We start from the raw sequence: 21,872 nt of genomic DNA, 5'->3' as shown, positions 1-21,872 counted from the left end.
CCTCTTAACCAACTCCGCTGCGGGCGGACGCAATGTCGAGCGCCCGACGGACAAGCACGGTAGTTGTGTTGCTTTTGAGACACGTCATACAGTCAGGATGTATGGCGCGACGCTGGCTTTGCTGTCTGGAACAGAGTTCACGCGTAAACTGGAACTTGGCTGCGTAACAGGTTGCGGGCTTGGTGGCTGCCGTAACATGTGCCCATCACTGCCGGACTTCGTAAGTCGATTGCATCGGCAGAAAACGGGGGTTTCTGCATGAAGATCATTCTGGCGCAACCCCGGGGTTTTTGCGCGGGCGTCGTGCGTGCGATCGACGTCGTCGAGCGCGCGCTCGAGAATCGGAACGGTCCTGTCTACGTCCGTCACGAGATTGTCCATAACCGCCGCGTAGTCGATGATTTGAAGGCCAAGGGCGCTCATTTTGTTGAAGACTTGAGCGAGGTTCCGAACGGATCGACCACTATTTTCAGCGCGCACGGCGTCTCCCATGCGGTCGAGGACGATGCACGGCGTCGCCGTTTGCACGTGGTCGACGCGACGTGTCCGCTGGTATCGAAAGTTCACAAGCAAGGCCAACGCTACTCTTCGCTCGGCCGCACCATCATTCTCATTGGTCATGCCGGACACGTCGAAATCGAAGGCACTCTCGGCAGAATTTCCGGTCCGGTTTACCTTGTCGAAAACCGCGAGGATGTCGCCAACCTCCCAATTGCCATCGATACCCCGGTCGCATACATCACCCAAACGACCTTGAGCGTTGATGATACCCGCTCGACAATCGAGGCTGTCAAAAATCGGTTCACTGACGTAATTGGGCCGGAAACGCGTGACATCTGCTACGCGACTCAGAATCGGCAGACGGCCGTCCGCGACCTATGCCGGCATGTGGAGCGTCTACTGGTGGTCGGATCGGCCAACAGTTCGAACTCGAACCGCCTGAGGGAAATCGGGTCGGAGTGTGGGATTCCAAGTTATCTCGTCGCCGACGGCAGCGAAGTCGACCTGTCGTGGCTAGCCGGGGTAAAGACTGTCGGCATAACGGCAGGCGCTTCGGCGCCCGACGTTCTTGTCGATGACGTGATAGCTACGATAGGAAGTGCGGGACCAATCGAAATCGAGACGCTCGACGGCGTCGAAGAAAAGATAACGTTCCGCCTGCCACCTGAATTGCTTGAAGCATCATGATGGGGAATCGTGCTGCTTTGAGCTTCGCTAGAAGGAGCCCTGTGGGGTGGGAATTCCGCTAAACCAAGCTTTGTCTGTGGGTGCTTACGTCATCGGACAGCACCTCAGGGGGAACAAGCGCTATCCGCTCGTGCTGATGCTCGAGCCGCTCTTTCGCTGCAATCTCGCGTGCGCGGGGTGCGGCAAGATCGATTATCCCGACAAGATTCTGAATCAGCGCATCTCGGTCGCTGACGCACTCCATTCGATGGACGAATGCGGAGCGCCAGTTGTTGTGCTCGCTGGCGGCGAGCCGCTGCTGCACAAGGAACTGCCTGAGATCGTCGAAGGCGCACTCGCCAAAGGTAAGTTCGTGACGGTGTGCACGAACGCGCTGCTGCTTGAAAAGAAGATCCATCTCTACAAGCCGCACAAGAATTTCAATTGGTCGATCCATCTCGACGGCGACAAGGAGATGCACGACAGATCCGTCTGCCAGAAAGGCGTCTACGATCGCGCCATCGAAGCGATCAAAATCGCAAAGGCAAAAGGGTTTCGCGTCAACATCAATACCACGCTCTTCAGCGACGCGAAGGCGGAGCAAGTCGCAAACTTCCTCGATGAGATGAAGAAACTAGGCATCGGCGGCGTTACCATTTCACCTGGCTATGCTTACGAGCGTGCCCCCGATCAACAGCACTTCCTCAACCGTACGAAGACAAAGCAGCTGTTTCGCGACATCTTCAAGCTGGGCAAGGGCGGTCGCGCCTGGCCGTTCTTCCAGTCGGCCTTGTTCCTGGATTTTCTCGCCGGCAATCAGACCTACAATTGCACGCCCTGGGGTAACCCGACGCGCACGGTGTTCGGTTGGCAGCGTCCTTGCTACCTGCTCGGTGAAGGCTATGCCAAGACCTTCAAGGAGCTTATGGAAGGCACGGATTGGGACAAGTACGGGACCGGCAACTACGAAAAGTGCGCCGACTGCATGGTCCACTCCGGCTTTGAGGCAACTGCCGTCATGGACGCGGTGAAGAAGCCCTGGAAGATCGCGGCCGTTGCCCTTCGCGGCGTCAAGACAGACGGCCCCATGGCGCCCGAGATCGCGCTGGACAAGCAACGTCCGGCGGAATTCGTTTTCTCGCGACATGTCGAGAATAAGCTAGCCGAGATCAGCGCAGCCGAGGCCCGGGCCCAAAAGCCGGTGGCAGCGGAGTAAACCATTCATCGCACGACGGGTCGCGCCGGCAATGCGGATGATATCCCATAGCTGGCTCGGCTGGGCCGCCAGTGACCTCAGAACCGCCGGAATATTCGGCGTGCCATCCGGATTGAGCCCTTCGACGGCGGCAGGCGGCAAACTCAATGTCGCCGGGTCCGCTATCACACGAAGTACCGCAAATGGAACGCTCTGATCCGTAGCTATTTGAGCCACGACGTGGCTTTCCATGTCTGCAGCGAACGCACCCGACGCGAGATAAATTGCGTGCTTCTCGTCGCGACTTGCGATGATCGAACCGGAACCGGCGATCGGACCACTTTCAGCGTTTGGAAGGGCTTCAAAAAGCCGGTCACTCCATCGCGCATCCGCCGAATAAGTTCGTCCGCTGCTGTGAAGAACAGATGTGCCGATGATGATCGTGCCTGGTTTCAGCCCGGGTCTCAGCCCGCCGGCAATTCCGAAGCTGATCACGCCTCGGGCACCAGCGCCGATGGCTTCATGTAGAAGTGCCTGCAAACGGTACTCTCGCCCGCCGGAGACAATGGCTTTTACATTGCTGGATCGTTCGGCAATTCGCGCCTCGGCTTTTAGGCCCGTCGCCGCGATGACGACACTGTGAACCACCTTACATCCCAACCAGCACAGCTTTGGTGTTGGAGACCTTCAGATTGCGATATCGCGCGAGCGCCCACATCGGAAAGAACTTCGAGTAACCGTGGTAGCGCAGATAGAACACCCGCGGAAAACCGGTCGCCGTGAAGCGCTTTTCGTTCCAGAAGCCGTCTCCAGCTTGCGTCGCAGCCAGATAGGAGACACCCTTTTTTACAGCCGGGTTGTCTATTTCACCGGCAGCCATAAGCCCCATCAGCGCCCATGCGGTTTGCGAAGCCGTGCTCGGCGCTGGCTCATAGCCTTTGTAGTCGAGCTTATAGCTTTCCCCATCTTCGCCCCATCCACCGTCTGAGTTCTGGATAGAGAGAAGCCACTTGACTGCCTTCCGAACGACGCTCGACGAAGGATCTACACCGGCCGCATTCAGGGCACAGAGCACCGACCACGTACCGTAGATGTAATTCATCCCCCAGCGGCCATACCAGCTGCCGTCTTTCTCCTGCGTACGTTCGAGATAGTCGATCGCTTTATCGAGTTCGAAGCATTGACCGCGTCGCTCTCCGAGTTGAGCAAGCATCGAAACGCAACGTGCCGAAACATCGGCGGTTGGCGGATCCAGTAAGGCACCGTGATCGGAAAATGGAATCTGATTGAGATACTCGTAGGTATTGTCGGCGTCGAACGCGCCCCAGCCGCCATTCTTGCTTTGCATGCCCACAACCCACTCACGCCCGCGCGCAATTGCTTCACGGGTGGTTGTGTCGTGTTGCGCATTGCGGCCGAGAGCCCGGTCCATGGCCATGACCACGACCGCGGTATCATCGGTATCCGGATAATGAGGATTTGCGTACTGGAACGCCCAGCCGCCAGGGCGAACATTCGGACGAGTAGCGGCCCAGTCGCCGATCGTGTCGAGAACTTGCAGAGGCTTCAGCCACTCAAGCGCACGGTCCGAAGAGCGCTCAGCCTGCTCTCCCCCAACTTCCATTAGTGCATGTGCGGTGAGGGCAGTGTCCCAAACTGGCGATAGGCACGGCTGACAGTAGGCCTCGTCCTCTTTGATGGTCACCAGTTTTTCAATCGAGCCGCGCGCAGTCTTGTAGTTCGGATGATCTGTGGGATAGCCGAGTGCGTCGTAAACCAGCAGCGCATTGACCATGGCCGGAAAAATTGCGCCGAGGCCATCTTCTCCGTTGAGACGCTCATCGACAAAGGCGACAGCTTTATCGATGGACTTCTTGCGCAATGATTTGGGGAAGTAGGGTTGGGTTGTCTGCAGGACGCGATCGATGATCCCGAAAATCTCTGCCCAAGGTGATTTCTGGTGCGGCCCCTTCGGCCAGACCTTCACCTGATCCGGCGGAATCGTGAAGAGTTCGGGAATGCCGACACCCTTCGGATTGCGCGCTAGCGGTTTGAGCGCGTTTAAGACCGTCAGAGGCACAACGACCGTTCGCGCCCAGTACGAAATCTTGTCCAGGTGAAATGGAAACCAGCGCGGCAACACCATGATCTCAACCGGCATCACCGGTACGCCCCGCCATGGGATCGCACCGAAAAGAGCCAAGAGATTGCGGGTGAAAACATTACTGTGCGACGCGCCACCCTGCGACAGAATCCAACCCCGCGCCTTCTTCATATACGGCTCATCAACGCCGACGCCCGTCATCTTGAGCGCAAAGTAGGCTTTGACGCTGGCGCTGATATTGGAAGCGCCGTCGTGAAACAGCGGCCATCCGCCATCATCGGATTGAATGCGCCGAAGATAGTTCGCGATCTTGCCCTCGAGCACTTGGTCGACAGGTTCAGCGAGGTAATGACGCATCAGGATGTATTCAGCCGGGATCGTGGCATCCGCTTCGAGTTCGAAGACAAAGTGGCCGTCGTCACGTTGAATCGCGAGAAGCGCGTCTTTCGCCGACCCGATAGCGCGTTCGACCTCCGCCAGCGAGATGTCGCGAGTTACAGCTTCAGATGCCAATCGAGCAGATTGCGAAGCGGATTCGTAATTCATATCCCATCTCCAAAGATCGGAGCGTCCTACCAGAGTTAAGCGGCCATCGCCAGTTTGGCGGCCGTTTCGCCGGACCGTATCGCGCCTTCGATTGTCGCTGGAAGGCCAGTCGCCGTCCAATCTCCGGCGAGAAACACGTTTCTCCACCGAGTCTCAGCGCGCGGCCTGAGTTCGTTCTGCTCTGGAGTTGCGGCAAATGTCGCACGGCGCTCTTTGACGATCTGCCAACGTGGCATCTCCGCATCAAGGCCTGCGATCTGCGAGATTTCCGACCAAATTCGCCGCGCCATCGGCTCTCGCTCGGCTTCGTTGAAACGATCCGCAGAACTCACAGTAACGGACAGACGGTTCTCAAAGGCAAAAAGCCATTCCGTCGTAGCGTTGATCACGCCGGTAATCTTGGGAAGCTGCTTAGGTGCCGGAAACGCAAAATGGGCGTTGAAAATCGACCGGTACTCGGAAGGTGCTCGCAGCTCGGGCAGCAGCGTTTTGGCGACCCACGCAGGAACAGCCAATACGAGCCTATCACCCCTTCCAAGTTCCACAGCTTCGTCCGCAAACTGCAAGGCGCGAGCGCGTTCGCCTTCCCAAGCAATACTTCGCACGCCATGATCGAACCGAACCTCGCCGGCTCTTTCCTCAACGTAGGCTACGGCGGGCTCAACGAGCGCGGGTCCAAGTCCATTCGCCGCGAAGAGCGGACGGCAAGCTCTTCCGCCCCGTCCGAGCGTCTCGCGAATAACAGCCGCCGCGAGTAGAGCTGATCCCTCTTTGGGATCGCAGTTCAATGCTGCAAGAAGGACAGGCTCCATGAGATGTGAGTAGACGGTCGTATCGGTATTGATCTTCTGGCCAACCGTTTCATCCGCTCTCGCACCCAGGAGTTTACCAAGTCGGATATAGTCAAAAGAACGAGTATTCGGCACACGACGACCTGCAGAGAAAATCCACCAGGGGAGCGGTCCGTCGTTGGGCCGCAGCATCCAGTCCTTCTTCGACTTCAAGTCGTAGAAGTTGAATTCGGCGTGCACGGGCTCGTGGATAAGGTCCCGACCGCCGATTTTGCTAAGAAATGCAATTGCGCTGGCGTTGCCCGACAACAGTAAGTGATTGCCATTGTCGATAGTCATCCCGAGCGCGGGTTCGAAATACGATCGGCATCGGCCTCCCGCGTGACGCGCCAGCTCGTGAATAACGACCTTGTTGCCGGTGTCCACGAGCGCAACCGCCGCCGAAAGGCCGGCAAGACCGGCCCCGACGATGTGAACGGTGCCGCCACTCATTTAGAAGATGCCGTCGCGCAAGACAGCCCAAAGCACCGTACGCTTCGAGCGGCGAACATCAATGCGAGGCGCGCGCCAGCCACGCACGATCAACTTTTCAAGAATACCGCGATAGACAGTTGCCATCATGCGGGGCGATCTCACAGCACGGCGTGGCGAATGAGCCATGATCGCTTCAGACCGGTCATAATATTTTCGTGCCATGTCGGCGATGCCGCGACACACGCGATCGAGCGCGGGATTGACAAGAATATCGTCGATGGAAGTATCGGCAATACCGGCATCCCGGAGTGCTTCTTTAGGCAGATAGAGCCGTCCCATCGCCGCATCTTCGTCGATATCGCGCAGAATATTTGTAAGCTGCAGCGCGCGTCCAAGATGATGCGACAGCTCAATGCCGGGCTCTTCATCCATGCCGAAGATGCGAACCGAAAGCCGTCCAACTGCCGAAGCCGCACGGTCGCAATAAAGATCCAGGACCTTCCATTCGGGCGCGCGCAAGTCACGCACAATGTCCATCTCCATGCCATCGATCACGGCGATGAAGTCATCCTTTATCAGCCCGTAATCCCGTACTGGCAGCAGGAGATCGCGCGTACGCGGCGTTACCCGGCCCGTTGAATAGAGGTGCTCGATGTCCGTGCGATAACGATTGAGATCAGCAAGCCTAACCTCTCGAGAGCCGCCATTGTCGGCCACATCGTCCACTGCGCGGCAGAACGCGTAGACGTGATACATGGCATCGCGCTGAGAACGCGGCAGCACCCGCATCGCAGCATAGAACGAACTGCTGGCCGCCGCAGGAACATCCTCGACTGTCAATGTTTCGACTTCAGCGCTCATGCGGCATCATCCCCGTCGATTTCGAAAGCGCGAAACGCGCGATACCCCGGACGGCAAGTGTGGCGCCTATCGCTTTCGCAGCGAACCAAGACGCCCGCATCTTTGATAAATGAACACGCTCCGATAGCGGATCACGTGTCTTGAGAAGGTTGATCAGCTGCCGAGCCAGCTCGACAATGACCGATGTCTCCGCCGCGAGGCGCAGGTCGGAGACGCTCGACGGCAGCAACTTGGCGTCGGGCATCAGAGCCTCTGTCTTGGCCGCGAGGGCGCGAATACAGCCGAGCAACTCCGGCGAAGCCTGAGAGGCACCCAGCGCCGCGGCGGTCGTTCCATGAGCCGACAAATCGTTCAACGGCATGTAGACGCGGTCGAGATTTTGATAATCCCTAGCGCAGTCCTGCAGATGATTGATGATCTGGAGCGCCGCGCAAAGCGCGTCTGAAGCGCCCCAGGTTGCCGTCGATTCTCCGTGGACATCGAGAACGAAACGACCGACGGGCATCGCCGAATAACGGCAATAATCCATCAGATCTTCCCATGTCTCATACCGATGCTTAGTGACGTCTTGGCGAAATGCCTTCAACAGATCGAGCGCATGCTGTGCGGACAAATTCCTGAGTCGCAACTGCTCACGTAACGCGATGGCGTCGCTGGCTTCGTCAGAACGACCAAGCAACGTTTCTTCGAGCGCCGCCAGAATGGAAAGCTTCGATTGAGGATCGAGCGTCGGATGGTCGGCTGCATCATCTGCGGCACGAGCAAAGCGGTAGAAGGCGAGGATCGGCGCGCGATGACGTACAGCGACGATCCGCGAAGCAACGGGAAAATTCTCGTCGCCCTCGGATTTGCCGGACTTGTACTTGGTATCGACTGTCATTGCCGTCCCACTTCGGCCTGCACGCGCCCCTTCCAAAGACCGCCGCGACCTCGAACATGCTGATACGCCGAATCTAGCGTGAAACCCATATAGGCTAACGCGATAACTGGGAGCGCGAAGCCCCAAAGTGGCGAACGGTTGTAAAAGCGCAACGTCGGCTGATAAGCAAGGAACATCAGAAGACATGCTGCAGCGGCGAGCATATTCGCGGGATAGCCAGAAAATACAGCTAGAACGGGCGGAGCGATATAAATGACGGCCATTGCCAGGAGCGTTCCAACCAGCAAAACCGGCGAATAATGAAGTTGGGCGTATGCGGATCGCGCAACCATGCGGCGAATGTCTTCAAAGGTCTCGTAGGGCCGAAGACTGGTCACGCGATCAGACAGACCCAGCCATATAGGGCCCTGCGTTTTCAACAATTTTCCGAGCGCGCAATCGTCGATCAAAGCACCACGAATACCGCCGATCCCGCCGGCTCGCTCCAGCGCTGAGCGGGCTACCAGCATGCAACCTCCAGCAGCCGCAGCGGTTTTGTCGTCCACGCGATTGACGCGGCCGAACGGGTAAAGCATCTGGAAAAAGAATATGAAGGCAGGAACGAGCCATCGCTCGGCGATACTATCGCATTTGAGCTTGGCCATGACGGAAGTCATCGCACGGCTGTTTGCGCTGGAGGCCGCGACAAGCGACTTCAGAACTCCCGGGCGATAACCGATATCCGCATCCGTCAGCAGAAGAAAATCAGGAGGAGTGTCCAAGCTGCACGCAACTTCAATGCCCTGATTCATCGCCCAGACTTTCCCGGTCCACCCTCGCGGAAGCGGCGCGCCATTGACGATTAGAACGCGCTGCGAACCCCCAGCAATGGAGCGGGCGACATCGGCGGTGCCATCCGTGCTTTGGTCGTCCACGAGTACGATTGAAAACTCACCCGGATAATCCTGAGCGATGAGAGAGCCTAAGGAACTGGGAAGCACGTCCGCTTCATTGCGAGCGGGAATGACGGCGGTGACCCGTGGCCAAACGCCGGGTGCAGCGTATCTCCCGGCTTCCGGTTCCTCGCGCTCGCGCGAAAGCCAGAACCAGCCGTTGAAGAAGATGAGATAGATCCAAGCCGCAAGGCCAACACCGGCTATTATCTCAACGCTCGTCACGAGAGATACCCCGCTCCGCGAAACCAATCGAAAGCTTCCGCAAGAGCTTGGGGCGCCGGCCGCGCACGATAATCGAGCTCGCGCTCCGCCTTCGACGATGAAAAGAACATTTTGTATTTCGCCATGCGCAGCCCATCGACCGTCGCGAACGGCTCACGCCCCGTAATGCGAGCTGCCGCCTCGGCGCCATAGGCGATGGGATATATCAATAATCGCGGCAGCTCGAGCGTTGGCGGTCGCCGTCCGGCAAGCCGTGCGATGTGGGCCAGCATTTGCCCGAGTGTCATATCCTGTCCCCCCAGAATATATCGCTCGCCAATTCGCCCCTTCTTCAAGGCAGCAACGTGACCGTCTGCTACATCGTCGACATGGACCAGGTTCAACCCCGTCTCTACATAGGCGGGCATACGGCCGGATGCGGCCTCAACGACAATTCGCCCGGTCGGCGTGGGGCGAACGTCCCTGGGACCGATCGGGGTCGAAGGGTTAACGATCACAGCCGGCAGCCCTTCGCTGGCCACCATCCGCTCAACGAGACGCTCAGCCAAAACTTTGCTTTTCTTGTAAGCCCCGATCGCATCATCAACCGCGAGCGGCATGTTTTCGTCGGACGGATGGCCGTCTTTGTCCAGGCGAAGCGTGGCAACGCTCGACGTATAGACGATCCGCTCGACCCGGGCCGCCAGCGCCGCCCGCATGATCGAAAGCGTGCCCTCTGTGTTGGTGTCTATGATCTCCTGCGGATTGGGAGCCCATAGCCGATAGTCTGCAGCGACATGAAAGACATAGCGGCATCCGCGCATCGACTCGTGAACAAGTGCAGCGTCGCGAATGTCGCCCTCGACAACGTCGAGATCGATATCGGCGAGATTGGCGCGATTACTGCTTTTTCGAACGAGAGCACGCACGGCGAAGCCCGCATCGATAAGTTTTCGTGCAACGGCCGATCCCACAAATCCCGATGCACCGGTCAGGAATGCAATGTCTTTAGTCGCCAACTCCTGAGCCCCGCTACCCACCGGTATTGATCATCACCCCTTGTAGACGATGCGCCAGATTCGGCCGCCAGCGTCGTCGGCAACGTAAAGCGCACCGTCAGGCCCGACCGCAAGCCCTGTTGGACGATGCTCGCTGCCTGTTCCATCTCCGTTCCGAAATCCATCTGCAAAAACAATGTATGGACCCGAGGCCTTGCCGTCTTTCAACGGCTGGAACACGACGTTGTACCCTTGCTGTCCGCCGGAGGATCTGTTCCAGGACCCGTGGAAAGCGATAAATGCGCCACCCTGGTATTCCGCAGGAAATTGCTTGGCCTTGTAGATCTTGAGGTCATTGGGCGCCCAGTGCGCCGGAAAAGCCGCTACAGGGGGCAGCTTATCCGCGCAGCGCCCAATGGCTTTGCCACCGTCTCCACCATACTCTGGAGCGAGAACGAGCTTGTGTTGAAAGCCATCGTGGTAGCAGTACGGCCAACCATAATCACCGCCTTCGCGCGCCTCGACGAGCACCTCGGCCGGTAATTCCGAACCCCGCTCTGAGGAATAAAGTTTGGACCAATTTTCGTACAACTGATCTCGCCCGTGCTGGGTCGCAAACACGCGACCAGTATCATCGAAGTCGATACCCTCGGCATTGCGAAGACCCGTGGCAAAGCGCTGTGCAGAGGAGAAAACCTGCCCGGGCTTGTTCGCATCGAAGCGCCAAATCCCGGCGCGTGTCTCGAGTTCGACGCAGGGATCGATGCCGGGCGAGCCATCAGCGCGGTTTTCTCGTTGGCATGAGTTCGTAGCTGAACCCAAGTCGACGAAAAGCTCCCCTTGCGAATTGATTGCGAATGGCCTGGCGGTGTGGTCGCCGTCAATGGGCAGCTTCGAGACGACGACCTCGGGCTTGCTTTTTGGAGCGACCTCACCGGGCTTCAGTTCGTAGCGAACGATTTTATCGCCCAGTTCAACGTACAGGTTGTCCTTATAAAGACCGATGCCTGTTCCCCCGGCGCCCGCAGGACCGAATGTTTCGATGACATCAGCTTTGCCATCGCCCTTCGTATCCTTGAGCGCCAGAAGGGATGGCCCGCCACCACGGCGACGGTTGTTGACGTAGACCGTACCGTCCGGCGCAACTGTCAGATGACGCGGCGCCCCGACCTTATCAGCGAAGATTGTCGCACAAAAACCGGTGGGCAGTGTGAGGCCGGCATTTCCCTCCGGGCACTTCGCGGAAGCGCCTTCGACAGCAACAGATGGTTGAATCGCCAGGAAAGACCACGCGAAAAACGTCGAAAGCGCCAGGGCAGCGAGGCGCACCTTCTTTGCCTGGCTTGCACCATCATCGAGCCGACCGAAATTCATTATGCGCTCCGCCAAATCGGTTTTCACTCATTGGCGAACACGTGGCCGTGAGCCGCGTACGGTACAAGACTTGACTTTGAATTTTGAGCTAAGCCGGCCAAGCTTTTAGCGCCATATCAACGACGGTCAGCAAGTCGCTGCGCGTAGCACCACCCGAAGCCTGCACGGACATTCCCTGCGTCACGGTAATAACATATCGAGCGAGGGCCCCGGGATCGGAGTCGGGACCCAGATCTCCCTCCGACTTGGCCCGCTCGAACCGCTTGCGGAGATTATCTTCCCCCTCTGACCTGCGCTTACACAGCTCCCGCTTGATCGAATCCGCGGCCTGACTGCAGGTCAACGCACCTTGAACCGCTAAACAGCCTGATGGATTACACGGGTCCGTAAGGGACATCGCAACTGAATGCAGAAGGTGCTCGACGACCTTGCGAGCGGTCGGCTCGGCAAGCGCTTCGCCGTGAATAGCGCCAGGGCCCTTTTTCGCGTAGCGATCCAACGCTAGTCGAAAGAGCTCTTCCTTGTTTCCAAACGCGGCATAGAGACTGGGTCGGCTGATGCCCATGGCCTCGGTGAGATCGGTAAGGGACGTGCCCTCATATCCGCGCTGCCAGAACACGTGGAGCGCCTTATCGAGCGCTAACTCGGTATCAAATTCCCTAGGGCGGCCTTTTTGCACCGCGTCGCTCCGGCATTTGTTTTTGTTTATCGAGCCGATATACATTTCAATACCCATCGGTACAAATAAATAGTTGACACGACCTTACCTGGCCCTATATCCGTACCGTTCAGTACATATATGGGAATTCGCAGGTCATGAAAAGCTCTGTCTCTTACACGACCGCAAGGACGCTTCGAGGGTTTACCAGTTGGTTCTCCAGGATCCGCACCAGCGCGCTGTCTGACGAAGAGCACGTACCCTTTGTCGTATCCGCATGCGGTTATCACGCGCCTCCCGCGCGCCAAGCGGCGGATGAGGGCGGCGAGCGCTGGCTGCCCGGCTTGAGCCTCGAAAACTTCTCCTGAGTTCTCGCCGCATCTACCCAAGGCTTTCCTCCGCAAACTGAGCGCGCAGCAGTCGACGGCTCCCGACCACGCCGGGCAGACCGAGCAGTCAAGGAATCCATTATGTCCGTCCATACTCATCTCGTCGTATCGAAAGCACTTAAGGGGTCGGCAGCTGGTGTAGCCCTGCTCATAGCCTCCACCGGCATGACTTTGGCCCAGGAAACGCCCGGCCGAGCACTAACTTCGGTTTCCGTTGCGACCGTTCAACCGCGTGAGCCGAATACCTGGGATGAATTCTCAGGTCGTCTCGAAGCCATCGAGCGCGTCGATCTGCGTCCCCGCGTTGCAGGGCAAATCGTTGCGATCCACTTCCGTGAGGGCGCCCTCGTAAAGGCCGGGGATTCGCTCGTCACGATCGATCCCGCTCCTTACGCTGCGGAAGTCGAGCGGCTGAATGGGGTCGTGGCTGCGGCACAGGCGCAGGCGGTCTTCACGAAAGCGGACGTCGCTCGTGCGCGTCAAATCATCGGCAACGCGCTCTCGGAACGCGAACTCGATACCCGCGCCAATGCCTATGATGCCGCTGTTGCCAATCTAAAGAGTGCCGAAGCGGCATTGAGAACCGCGAAACTCAATCTTGAGTGGACCGAAGTCCGCGCTCCAGTGTCGGGCCGGGTGGGCCGCCGAGAAATTACCGTCGGCAATCTTGTCGAAGCCGGAGCTAACGCTCCGCTCCTGACGACGCTGGTCTCCGTCAACCCGATTTACGCAAGCTTCAACGCCGACGAAAACATCGTTGCGAAAGCGCTTGCCACGCTCTCTCCCGAGGCCAATGCAACGGCGCACGTGGAGAAGATTCCGGTAGAAATGGCGACGGCAAACAACGGCGGCGTATGGCGTCGGGGGACGTTGCAGCTGATCGACAACAAAGTCGACGTTGCCAGTGGCACGGTCCGTCTCCGCGCCACCTTCGACAACGGCGACGGCCGCCTCATCGCCGGCCAATTCGTGCGTGTGCGATTGGCTCAGCCTCATACAGCCCAGGTTCTTGCTGTCAGCGAACGCGCCATCGGCACCGATCAGGACAAAAAGTACGTCATGATCGTCGACAAAGCGAACAAGACGGCCTACCGCGAGGTCAAACTCGGGTCGATGACGGACAATCTTCGGATCATCACGAACGGCCTCAACGCAGGCGAACGCGTGATCGTCGCGGGCCTTCAACATGTGAAGCCCGGCGACGAGGTTGCCCCGGAACAAGTTGCGATGGACGGACGGCCCGTGCCCCAAGAGCACGCCGCGGCAGACATCTCCCAATAGCAATTACGTAACGCCACCAGGCACGCCCGATATGAACATCTCCAAGTTTTTCATTGATCGCCCGATCTTTGCGGGCGTGCTGTCGACGCTCATCTTCCTCGGCGGCCTGATTTCTCTCCCCGCTATGCCGATCTCGGAATACCCTGAGGTCGTTCCGCCGCAGGTGGTCGTCCGCGCCAACTATCCCGGCGCAAATCCCAAGGTGATCGCCGAGACTGTGGCGACGCCGATCGAAGAGCAGATAAACGGCGTCGAGGGCATGCTCTATATGAGCAGCCAGGCCACGACTGACGGCCTGATGACTCTCACAGTCACATTCCGCCTCGGCACTGACCCTGACAAGGCTCAGCAGCTTGTTCAAAACCGCGTATCGCAAGCTGAGCCCCGCCTCCCGGCTGATGTGCGTGCGCTCGGCATCACGACGGTGAAGAGTTCTCCCGACCTTACGATGGTCGTGCACTTGCTGTCGCCGAACAATCGCTACGACATGACGTATCTTCGCAATTACGCGGTGATCAACGTCAAGGACCGACTGGCCCGTATCGATGGCGTGGGCGACGTACAGCTTTTCGGTTCTGGTGATTATTCCATGCGCGTCTGGGTAGATCCGGCAAAAGCCGCTGAGCTCGGATTGTCTGCAATGGATATCGTCAACGCGGTCCGTGCGGAAAACGTGCAAGCGGCCGTCGGCGTAGTTGGCTCATCGCCGTCACTGCCAAATCTCGACTTCCAGTTGTCAGTAAACGCGCAAGGCCGCCTCGCGTCTGAGGAGGAATTCGGCGATATCGTCGTCAAAGCGGGTGCCACCAATCAGGTGACAAGACTGCGCGATGTTGCGCGCATCGAGCTTGGCGCCGCCGATTACTCACTCCGCTCGCTCCTCGACAACAAGCAAGCTGTGGCCATTCCAATTTTCCAATCCCCCGGCTCCAATGCCATTCAGATCTCCGACAACGTGCGCAAGACGATGGCTGAGTTGAAGCAATACATGCCTGAGGGTGTCGACTACCGCATCGTCTATGATCCCACGCAGTTCGTCCGCGCATCGATCGAAGCCGTCATCCACACGCTCCTCGAGGCAGTAGCGCTCGTCGTCTTGGTCGTTATCTTATTCCTGCAAACGTGGCGCGCATCGATTATTCCTCTGATCGCAGTACCGGTCTCCATCATCGGCACCTTCGCGGTGATGCACATCTTCGGTTTTTCGATAAACGCTCTGACGCTGTTCGGACTCGTGCTCGCGATCGGTATCGTCGTCGATGACGCCATCGTCGTCGTCGAGAATGTAGAGCGCAACATCGAGAATGGTCTCTCCGCCAGAGATGCGACCATTCAAGCGATGCGCGAAGTCTCGGGCCCCATAATTGCGATCGCGCTCGTTCTAGTCGCCGTGTTCGTGCCGCTGGCGCTCATTACAGGTCTGACTGGCCAGTTCTACAAGCAGTTCGCGTTGACGATAGCCATCTCGACGGTGATTTCCGCCATCAATTCGCTGACGCTTTCACCCGCGCTCGCGGCCATTCTTTTGAGGGGCCACGACCAGCCCAAGGATTGGCTGACAAAAGGCATGGATTTCGCCTTCGGATGGTTCTTCCGACGGTTCAACCGCGCCTTTACCTGGGGCTCGGACACCTATAGCGGTGGCGTCAGGCGCGTGCTCGGGCATAAGGCCATCGCCTTTTTCATCTACCTGCTTTTGATCGGCGCCACTGTTGGCCTGTTCAAAGCAGTGCCAGGCGGCTTTGTGCCGGGACAAGACAAGCAATACTTAGTTGGCTTCGCCCAGCTCCCCGATGGCGCCACGCTCGACCGCACGGAAGACGTCATCCGGCGCATGAGCGACATCACGCTGAAGACGCCTGGCGTCGAAAGTGCGGTGGCGTTCCCAGGTCTCTCGATCAATGGTTTCACGAACAGCTCGAACTCGGGCATCGTGTTCGCGACCCTGAAACCGTTCGATGAGCGCCGCTCTCCAAACCTGAGCGGCGCAGCCATCGCCGCCACTTTGAATCAGGAATATTCCGTCATCAAAGACGCATTCATCGTTATGTTCCCGCCTCCTCCGGTGCAGGGACTGGGTACGATAGGTGGCTTTAAGCTGCAGGTCGAGGACCGGGCTGGTCTTGGCTACGACGCGCTCACCGAAGCCATGACAGCGTTCACAGGCGCGTTGAGCAGAGCGCCGGAATTGGCGGGCGTCTTCACTTCCTACCAAGTGAATGTGCCGCAACTCTACGCCGCAATCGACCGAACGAAGGCTCGCCAACTCGGCGTCGCCGTCCAGGACGTCTTCGACACGATGCAGGTTTATCTCGGATCGCTCTATGTCAACGACTTCAACAAATTTGGCCGGACGTACTCGGTGCGCGTTCAGGCAGATGCCAAATACCGCGCCCGGCCCGAGAACATCGGCTTGCTGAAAGTGCGCTCCAATAACGGCGCGATGATTCAACTATCGGCACTGCTGGACATCAAACAGGTTGCCGGTCCCGAACGAGCGATGCGTTACAACGGATTCCTGACCGCCGACGTGAATGGCGGTGCTGCGCCGGGCTATTCTTCGGGCCAGGCAAAGGCAGCGGTTGAACGGATCGCTGCAGACGTTCTTCCCAAGGGTATAGGGTTCGAATGGACGGATCTCACCTATCAGGAGATCATCGCTGGCAACTCGGGAATTTGGGTATTTCCGTTATCCGTATTCCTCGTGTTCCTGGTGCTCGCAGCTCAATACGAAAGTCTTGTGCTGCCGCTCTCCATCATTCTGATTGTGCCCATGGGATTGTTGGCGGCCATTACTGGGGTCTACCTCTCGCACGGCGACAACAACGTCTTCACCCAGATCGGATTGATCGTTTTGGTCGGCTTGTCAGCGAAGAACGCGATCTTGATCGTCGAGTTTGCGCGCGAACTTGAGCTCAGCGGTCGCAATCCGGTGCAAGCCGCTGTCGAAGCAAGCCGTTTGCGGCTTCGGCCCATCCTAATGACGTCGATGGCTTTCATCATGGGCGTCGTCCCGCTCGTCACATCGATTGGCGCCGGTGCAGAGATGCGCAAAGCAATGGGCATCGCGGTATTTTCTGGAATGATCGGCGTTACGCTCTTTGGAATTTTTCTGACCCCGGTCTTTTACGTGATCCTGCGCAAGTTGAGCGGCAACAAACCTTTGGCGCACGCCGGGAACGTGACTGCCGCTCCTGCGAGCCACACCGTACACTCGCAAATCAATCCAGCTCCGGCTGAATGACCGAAAGGTAATCCAACGGCGGTCACCATTGACACGCGAGTGCTACGCTGCGATGCCCTGGCAACGCTCTCTCGACCCGCCGAAAGCTCATAGATGACCTCGATTATTAGTGTCGCCAATCTTTCGAAGACCTATGCCTCCGGCTTTACGGCGCTGAGAGACATCAATCTGGAAATCGAGCAGGGTGAGATCTTCGCCCTACTCGGTCCCAACGGCGCCGGCAAAACGACGCTCATCAGTACGATCTGTGGCATCGTCAATCCGTCCACCGGCACGATCACCGTCGACGGCATGGATATTGTGAGTTCCTATCGCACGGTCCGCAGCATGATCGGCCTCGTTCCGCAGGAACTCTCGACCGATATGTTCGAGACGCCATGGGCAACCGTGAACTTCAGTCGCGGCCTCTTCGGCAAGCCACGAAATCCCGCGATTGTCGAAAAGGTTTTGCGCGACCTTTCTCTCTGGGACAAGAAAGACAGTCGCATCATGACGCTTTCCGGCGGCATGAAGAGACGGTTGCTGATTGCAAAGGCGCTGGCCCATGAGCCGCGCATCCTCTTTCTCGACGAACCGACGGCCGGCGTCGACGTCGAGTTGCGTCGCGAGATGTGGGACATCGTGAGGGAACTCCGCGCCAACGGCGTCACAATCATCCTCACCACCCACTACATCGAAGAAGCCGAAGAAATGGCCGACCGCGTGGGCGTGATCGCCAAAGGCGAGATCATTCTCGTCGAGGAAAAGAACGAGCTGATGCGCAAGCTGGGAAAGAAGCAGCTTCAGCTGCAGCTATCGGCGCCGCTCGAAGGCATACCAGACGCCCTCAGCGGCTATGGTCTGCAATTCGGTGCGGACAAAAGCGAGCTCATCTACACCTACGACACCAGAGCCGAACGAACCGGAATAACAACACTTCTTAATGACATGCGAGATGCGGGAATTTCTTTTCGCGACCTTTCGACGATTCAAAGTTCGCTTGAAGACATCTTCGTAGATCTCGTGAGGGAAAAGCGATGAACCTCGAAGCCGTTCGCGCAATTTATGTTTTCGAGATGTCACGTTGGAAGCGCACGTTGATGCAGAGCGTGATCTCACCCGTCCTCTCGACGTCCCTTTACTTTATTGTATTCGGCGCCGCCATCGGCTCGAGGATATCGACCATTGAGGGCATCAGTTACGGCTCTTTCATCGTGCCAGGACTGATCATGTTGTCGCTGCTAACAGAAAGCACATCAAACGCCTCTTTCGGCATCTATTTCCCACGTTTTACAGGCACGATCTACGAGCATTTGTCCGCGCCGATTTCTCCATTTGAAATCGTGGTCGGATACGTTGGCGCAGCAATGACGAAATCGATCTTGCTGGGCTTGCTCATCCTCGCGACGGCAAGCCTGTTCGTCCCCATTCACATCGCTCATCCATTTTGGATGCTGGCGTTTCTCATCCTCACGGCGGCAACTTTCAGTATGCTTGGCTTTGTTATTGGAGTCTGGGCTGACGGCTTCGAGAAGCTGCAGGTCGTGCCGCTGCTCATCATAACGCCGCTGGTGTTTCTTGGCGGCACGTTCTATTCGCTGAAGATGTTGCCCCCGGCTTGGCAGACCATCACGCTCTTCAATCCCATCGTCTATCTCATCAGCGGCTTCCGTTGGAGCTTCTACGAGATTTCAGATGTGAACGTTGGCGTCAGTCTGCTCATGATCTTCGTGTTTCTAACAATTTGCATGAGCATCGTTTGGTGGATCTTCAAGACGGGATATCGCCTGAAGGCATAGGGTCTAGCCCTTCAAGTACCAACCCCAGGGATCGCGGGTCAGGTACCTGGTAATTTGCTTGGGTTCCAAGAAATTATTGAGCCCCCAAGTGCCGAGTTCGCGACCGATACCGCTTTTCTTCACGCCGCCCCATGGCGGCTCCAGAAAATTTGGTTGCGAGCAGTTGATCCAGACGACGCCCGCTTCGAAGGCATCTGCCACACGCTCCGCCCGCTTGATGTCTTGGGACATCACAGCAGCTGCCAGTCCGAATTCGCTATCGTTCGCAAGCCGCAGCGCTTCATCCTCGGTCTCGAACGTGGAAACGGCTAACACAGGGCCGAAAATCTCTTCCTTCCAAATGCGAGCGCTCGGCCGAACATCAGCGAAGATTGTGGGCTCCAGGAAATAGCCTTCGTTCAAGTGCGAAGGTCGCGCTCCTCCGGTGATGAGCGTCGCTTCCTTCTTTCCGACCTCGATGTAATTCAGCACCTTGTCGTATTGGATCTTGCTGACGAGCGGCCCAAGAAGAGTTCCGGGTGTCATGCCGTCGCCGATCGTAATCTTCTTTGCTTCCTCGGACAGCCGACCGATGAGCTTCGGCGCGATGCCCTTCTCTACGATCATTCGCGACGTGGCGCTGCAAACCTGTCCCTGGTTCCAGAAGATCCCGAACATGACCCACTCCACGGTGTGCTCAATGTCGGCATCGTCGAAAACGACAATCGGCGACTTGCCGCCAAGTTCGAGACTGACGCTTTTCACATCGCGCGCCGCCACTGACGCCACCGCAATGCCGGTCGGCACCGACCCTGTGAACGCGAGCTTGCGCACGTCTGGGTGAGCAGAAAGGCGCGCGCCGGCTGTGCCCCCGTATCCCGTGACGACATTCAAGACTCCGTCGGGCAGTCCAACTTCAGCAGCGATGCGGCCAAGTTCCAGCGCAGTCAGCGGCGTGTATTCAGATGGTTTCAGGACCACCGCGCAACCCGCCGCAATTGCGGGCGCCACCTTCCAAGCCGCCATCAAAAGCGGATAATTCCAAGGCACGATGAGGCCCGTGACGCCAGCCGGCATGTACTTGACCCGCGATTGAAATCGGTCGTCGGGCACCCCGATGATCTCGCCCTGCCTTCCATCGAGCTCCTCGGCGTACGTCGCGTAGAGATTAAAACAGTACGCGGCATCGCCGACATCCCATAGCGCCTCCGGCAGCGGCTTGCCGTTATCCCGAACCTCGATTTCGGCGAGCGCTTGCTTCTGCTCCTCAATCTTCGCAGCTATGGCGCGGAGGTATCCCGCGCGATCATGGCCGGATGTGCGCGACCAGGGACCGGCCATTGCCCCTTTTGCTGCAGCGACCGCGGCGTCGACATCGGCGGCTGTGCCCGCGGCGCACCGGTGAAAAACCTGTTCGGTGGCCGGATTGATGACATCCAGCGTGCCGCCCTCCAGCGGCTCTGCCCACTTCCCGCCAATGAAAAGCTTGCTCTGCATTCTAGCTCCTGCGGAGAGAGGTGATGCCGGATCACGAAGCGTCTAACAACGCGCTCCGCAGGCCATCAAGGAAGATATCGGCATGCTCGCGCCCAAAGCAGAGCGGCGGACGGATTTTCAGAACGTTGCCATGCCGTCCGGCAATGCCAATGAGAATGTTGCGGGCCCGCATGCCACTGACGATCCTCTCGGCGGCTTGCCGATCTGGCTCTCGCGACTTGCGGTCCTTGACGATGTCGACACCGATGTAGAGTCCCGTTCCGCGAACATCGCCAATCACTTCACCGCCAGAGCCAGCGATGCGAATTTCCGACCGGAGATAGGCACCCGTTTCGAAACTATTCTGCTGCAGCCCCTCGCCTTCCAAAACATCCAAAACCGCGAGACCCGCAGCAGCCGCCACCGGGTTTCCGCCGAAGGTATTGAAATATCCCGAAGTCGCTCCAAACGCCGCCAGAAGAGCGGGCTTGATCGCAACGCCGCCCATCGGGAAGCCGTTGCCCATGGGCTTGCCCATTACCACCATATCAGGAACGATCCCGTGGCGATCAAATCCCCACATCTTCTCGCCCGTCCGCCCAAAGCCCGGTTGCACTTCATCCGCGATGTAAAGGCCTCCAGCTTGATGCACGGCCTCCAGGGTCTCCTTCAAAAACCCAGGCTCTCCGGGGAAAACGCCGTCGCTCGAAAAGATGCTGTCGGCAATAAATCCGGCGAAGCGGATATCCTTCGCTGTCATCTTCTCGGCCGCCGACCGGATGTCGGCAGCCAATCGCTGTCCGACCTGGGACGTGCCCTCGCGGTATGTGTCTGGCGCCGGAACCAGAAAAATGTAGGGTGGACGCGGTTCCGCACTCGCGGACGACGGCGAGATCTCCGTCACTGCCGAGGTGTTGCCGTGATAAGCATTGTCTGTGACGATAAAGCCGGTGCCCCCGGTAACCGCCCGCGCAACGCGCAGGGCAAAATCGGCGCTCTCGCTGCCTGTGCACGTGAAGACAATATTCGAGATCGCCTCCGGCATCGTCCCGAGCAGGCGCTCTGCATAGGTGTAGATGTTGGAGTAAAGGTAGCGCGTGTGGGTGTTGAGCGTCCCCATTTGGCGCGAAACAGCTTCGACGACGCGCGGATGGCAGTGCCCGACCGATGGCACGTTGTTATAAGCATCAAGGTAGCGAGTACCGTCGGCATCATGCAGCCAGACGCCCTCCCCGCGCACCAGGTTCAGAGGCCGGTCATAGAAAAGCATCGACGTCGGACCAAAAGTCTCCCGACGGCGCTTGACGAGGCTTTTCACCTCATCCGATAGCCCCTCATCCGCATTCATATCGAAGGCGTTGAGTTCTAGGATTTTCTTCGTTGCTTCCATGCAGCCCTCAAGAAGGCTCCTTTTGATGCCTCGTGACCGGCGCATCATCCCGGATATAGGATGAGCCGACTCGTGTGGCTTGACCGTCAACGGTAGTGTCTGTTCAGTTCCCCAGCCGCATTGACCCGGATGCTATGCAAAACCCGTCAAC

At 58.1% G+C, this 21,872-nt stretch carries 18 protein-coding genes; 7 read left to right on the top strand and 11 right to left on the bottom strand.

Features of this window, described 5'->3' with window-relative positions:
• Window positions 1-258: 258 nt before the first annotated feature.
• Both ispH and hpnH read left to right on the top strand, forming a co-directional pair.
• Window positions 259-1,188, top strand: a complete 930-nt coding sequence (gene ispH, locus EKK30_RS09560; RefSeq protein ID WP_290983829.1) for a 4-hydroxy-3-methylbut-2-enyl diphosphate reductase — start codon at window positions 259-261, stop codon at window positions 1,186-1,188.
• A gap of 46 nt (window positions 1,189-1,234) precedes the next feature.
• Window positions 1,235-2,383, top strand: coding sequence for an adenosyl-hopene transferase HpnH (gene hpnH, locus EKK30_RS09555; RefSeq protein WP_290983826.1), 1,149 nt, complete (start codon window positions 1,235-1,237; stop codon window positions 2,381-2,383).
• Here the strand turns inward: hpnH and EKK30_RS09550 are convergent.
• From EKK30_RS09550 to EKK30_RS09510, 9 genes are all read right to left on the bottom strand, one after another.
• A complete protein-coding gene (locus EKK30_RS09550; protein ID WP_290983823.1) occupies window positions 2,327-3,010 on the bottom strand; it encodes a phosphorylase in 684 nt (227 codons plus the stop codon). The genes hpnH and EKK30_RS09550 overlap by 57 nt on opposite strands.
• 1 nt (window position 3,011) lies before the next feature.
• Window positions 3,012-5,012: a squalene--hopene cyclase gene (gene shc / locus EKK30_RS09545; RefSeq protein WP_290983820.1), complete on the bottom strand. Its 2,001-nt coding sequence runs from the start codon at window positions 5,010-5,012 to the stop codon at window positions 3,012-3,014.
• A gap of 35 nt (window positions 5,013-5,047) precedes the next feature.
• Entirely contained in the window at window positions 5,048-6,295 is a 1,248-nt protein-coding gene (gene hpnE / locus EKK30_RS09540) for a hydroxysqualene dehydroxylase HpnE (RefSeq protein ID WP_290983817.1), read from the bottom strand.
• Window positions 6,296-7,138, bottom strand: a complete 843-nt coding sequence (gene hpnD / locus EKK30_RS09535; RefSeq protein WP_290983814.1) for a presqualene diphosphate synthase HpnD — start codon at window positions 7,136-7,138, stop codon at window positions 6,296-6,298. It lies immediately after the preceding gene.
• Complete coding sequence (gene hpnC, locus EKK30_RS09530) at window positions 7,128-8,018, bottom strand: squalene synthase HpnC (RefSeq protein ID WP_290983812.1); 891 nt, start codon at window positions 8,016-8,018, stop codon at window positions 7,128-7,130. The genes hpnD and hpnC overlap by 11 nt, the downstream gene beginning before the upstream one ends.
• The gene (locus EKK30_RS09525; RefSeq protein ID WP_290983809.1) at window positions 8,015-9,175 is read right to left on the bottom strand and encodes a glycosyltransferase; all 1,161 of its coding nucleotides are present in this window, start codon (window positions 9,173-9,175) and stop codon (window positions 8,015-8,017) included. Before EKK30_RS09525 ends, hpnC begins: the two co-directional genes overlap by 4 nt.
• Window positions 9,172-10,173 (bottom strand): hopanoid-associated sugar epimerase, encoded by a 1,002-nt coding sequence (gene hpnA / locus EKK30_RS09520; RefSeq protein WP_290983806.1) that lies wholly within the window; start codon window positions 10,171-10,173, stop codon window positions 9,172-9,174. The genes EKK30_RS09525 and hpnA overlap by 4 nt, the downstream gene beginning before the upstream one ends.
• A 33-nt stretch (window positions 10,174-10,206) precedes the next feature.
• Entirely contained in the window at window positions 10,207-11,526 is a 1,320-nt protein-coding gene (locus EKK30_RS09515; RefSeq protein WP_366927327.1) for a PQQ-dependent sugar dehydrogenase, read from the bottom strand.
• 88 nt (window positions 11,527-11,614) lie between these two features.
• Window positions 11,615-12,205: a TetR/AcrR family transcriptional regulator gene (locus EKK30_RS09510; protein ID WP_290983803.1), complete on the bottom strand. Its 591-nt coding sequence runs from the start codon at window positions 12,203-12,205 to the stop codon at window positions 11,615-11,617.
• Between the two features lie 137 nt (window positions 12,206-12,342).
• Here EKK30_RS09510 and EKK30_RS09505 point away from each other — a divergent pair, with 137 nt between their 5' ends.
• The 5 genes from EKK30_RS09505 (at window position 12,343) to EKK30_RS09485 (ending at window position 18,876) form a co-directional block, all read left to right on the top strand.
• Complete coding sequence (locus EKK30_RS09505; RefSeq protein WP_290983800.1) at window positions 12,343-12,552, top strand: hypothetical protein; 210 nt, start codon at window positions 12,343-12,345, stop codon at window positions 12,550-12,552.
• 102 nt (window positions 12,553-12,654) lie between these two features.
• Entirely contained in the window at window positions 12,655-13,854 is a 1,200-nt protein-coding gene (locus EKK30_RS09500; RefSeq protein WP_290983797.1) for an efflux RND transporter periplasmic adaptor subunit, read from the top strand.
• Window positions 13,855-13,885: 31 nt separating this feature from the next.
• Window positions 13,886-17,098 (top strand): efflux RND transporter permease subunit, encoded by a 3,213-nt coding sequence (locus EKK30_RS09495; protein WP_290983794.1) that lies wholly within the window; start codon window positions 13,886-13,888, stop codon window positions 17,096-17,098.
• Between the two features lie 93 nt (window positions 17,099-17,191).
• Complete coding sequence (locus EKK30_RS09490; protein ID WP_290983791.1) at window positions 17,192-18,118, top strand: ABC transporter ATP-binding protein; 927 nt, start codon at window positions 17,192-17,194, stop codon at window positions 18,116-18,118.
• Window positions 18,115-18,876, top strand: coding sequence for an ABC transporter permease (locus tag EKK30_RS09485; RefSeq protein ID WP_290983788.1), 762 nt, complete (start codon window positions 18,115-18,117; stop codon window positions 18,874-18,876). The genes EKK30_RS09490 and EKK30_RS09485 overlap by 4 nt, the downstream gene beginning before the upstream one ends.
• Before the next feature lie 3 nt (window positions 18,877-18,879).
• Here EKK30_RS09485 and EKK30_RS09480 read toward each other — a convergent pair whose 3' ends face one another.
• A complete protein-coding gene (locus EKK30_RS09480; RefSeq protein WP_290983785.1) occupies window positions 18,880-20,352 on the bottom strand; it encodes an aldehyde dehydrogenase family protein in 1,473 nt (490 codons plus the stop codon).
• A gap of 31 nt (window positions 20,353-20,383) precedes the next feature.
• A complete protein-coding gene (locus EKK30_RS09475; RefSeq protein ID WP_290983854.1) occupies window positions 20,384-21,679 on the bottom strand; it encodes an aminotransferase class III-fold pyridoxal phosphate-dependent enzyme in 1,296 nt (431 codons plus the stop codon).
• Window positions 21,680-21,872 lie beyond the last annotated feature (193 nt).

It is taken from the genome of Hyphomicrobium sp. (assembly GCF_003987855.1).
Classification (GTDB): Bacteria; Pseudomonadota; Alphaproteobacteria; order Rhizobiales; family Hyphomicrobiaceae; genus Hyphomicrobium_B.
This window is presented reverse-complemented; position numbering and strand designations above follow the sequence as displayed.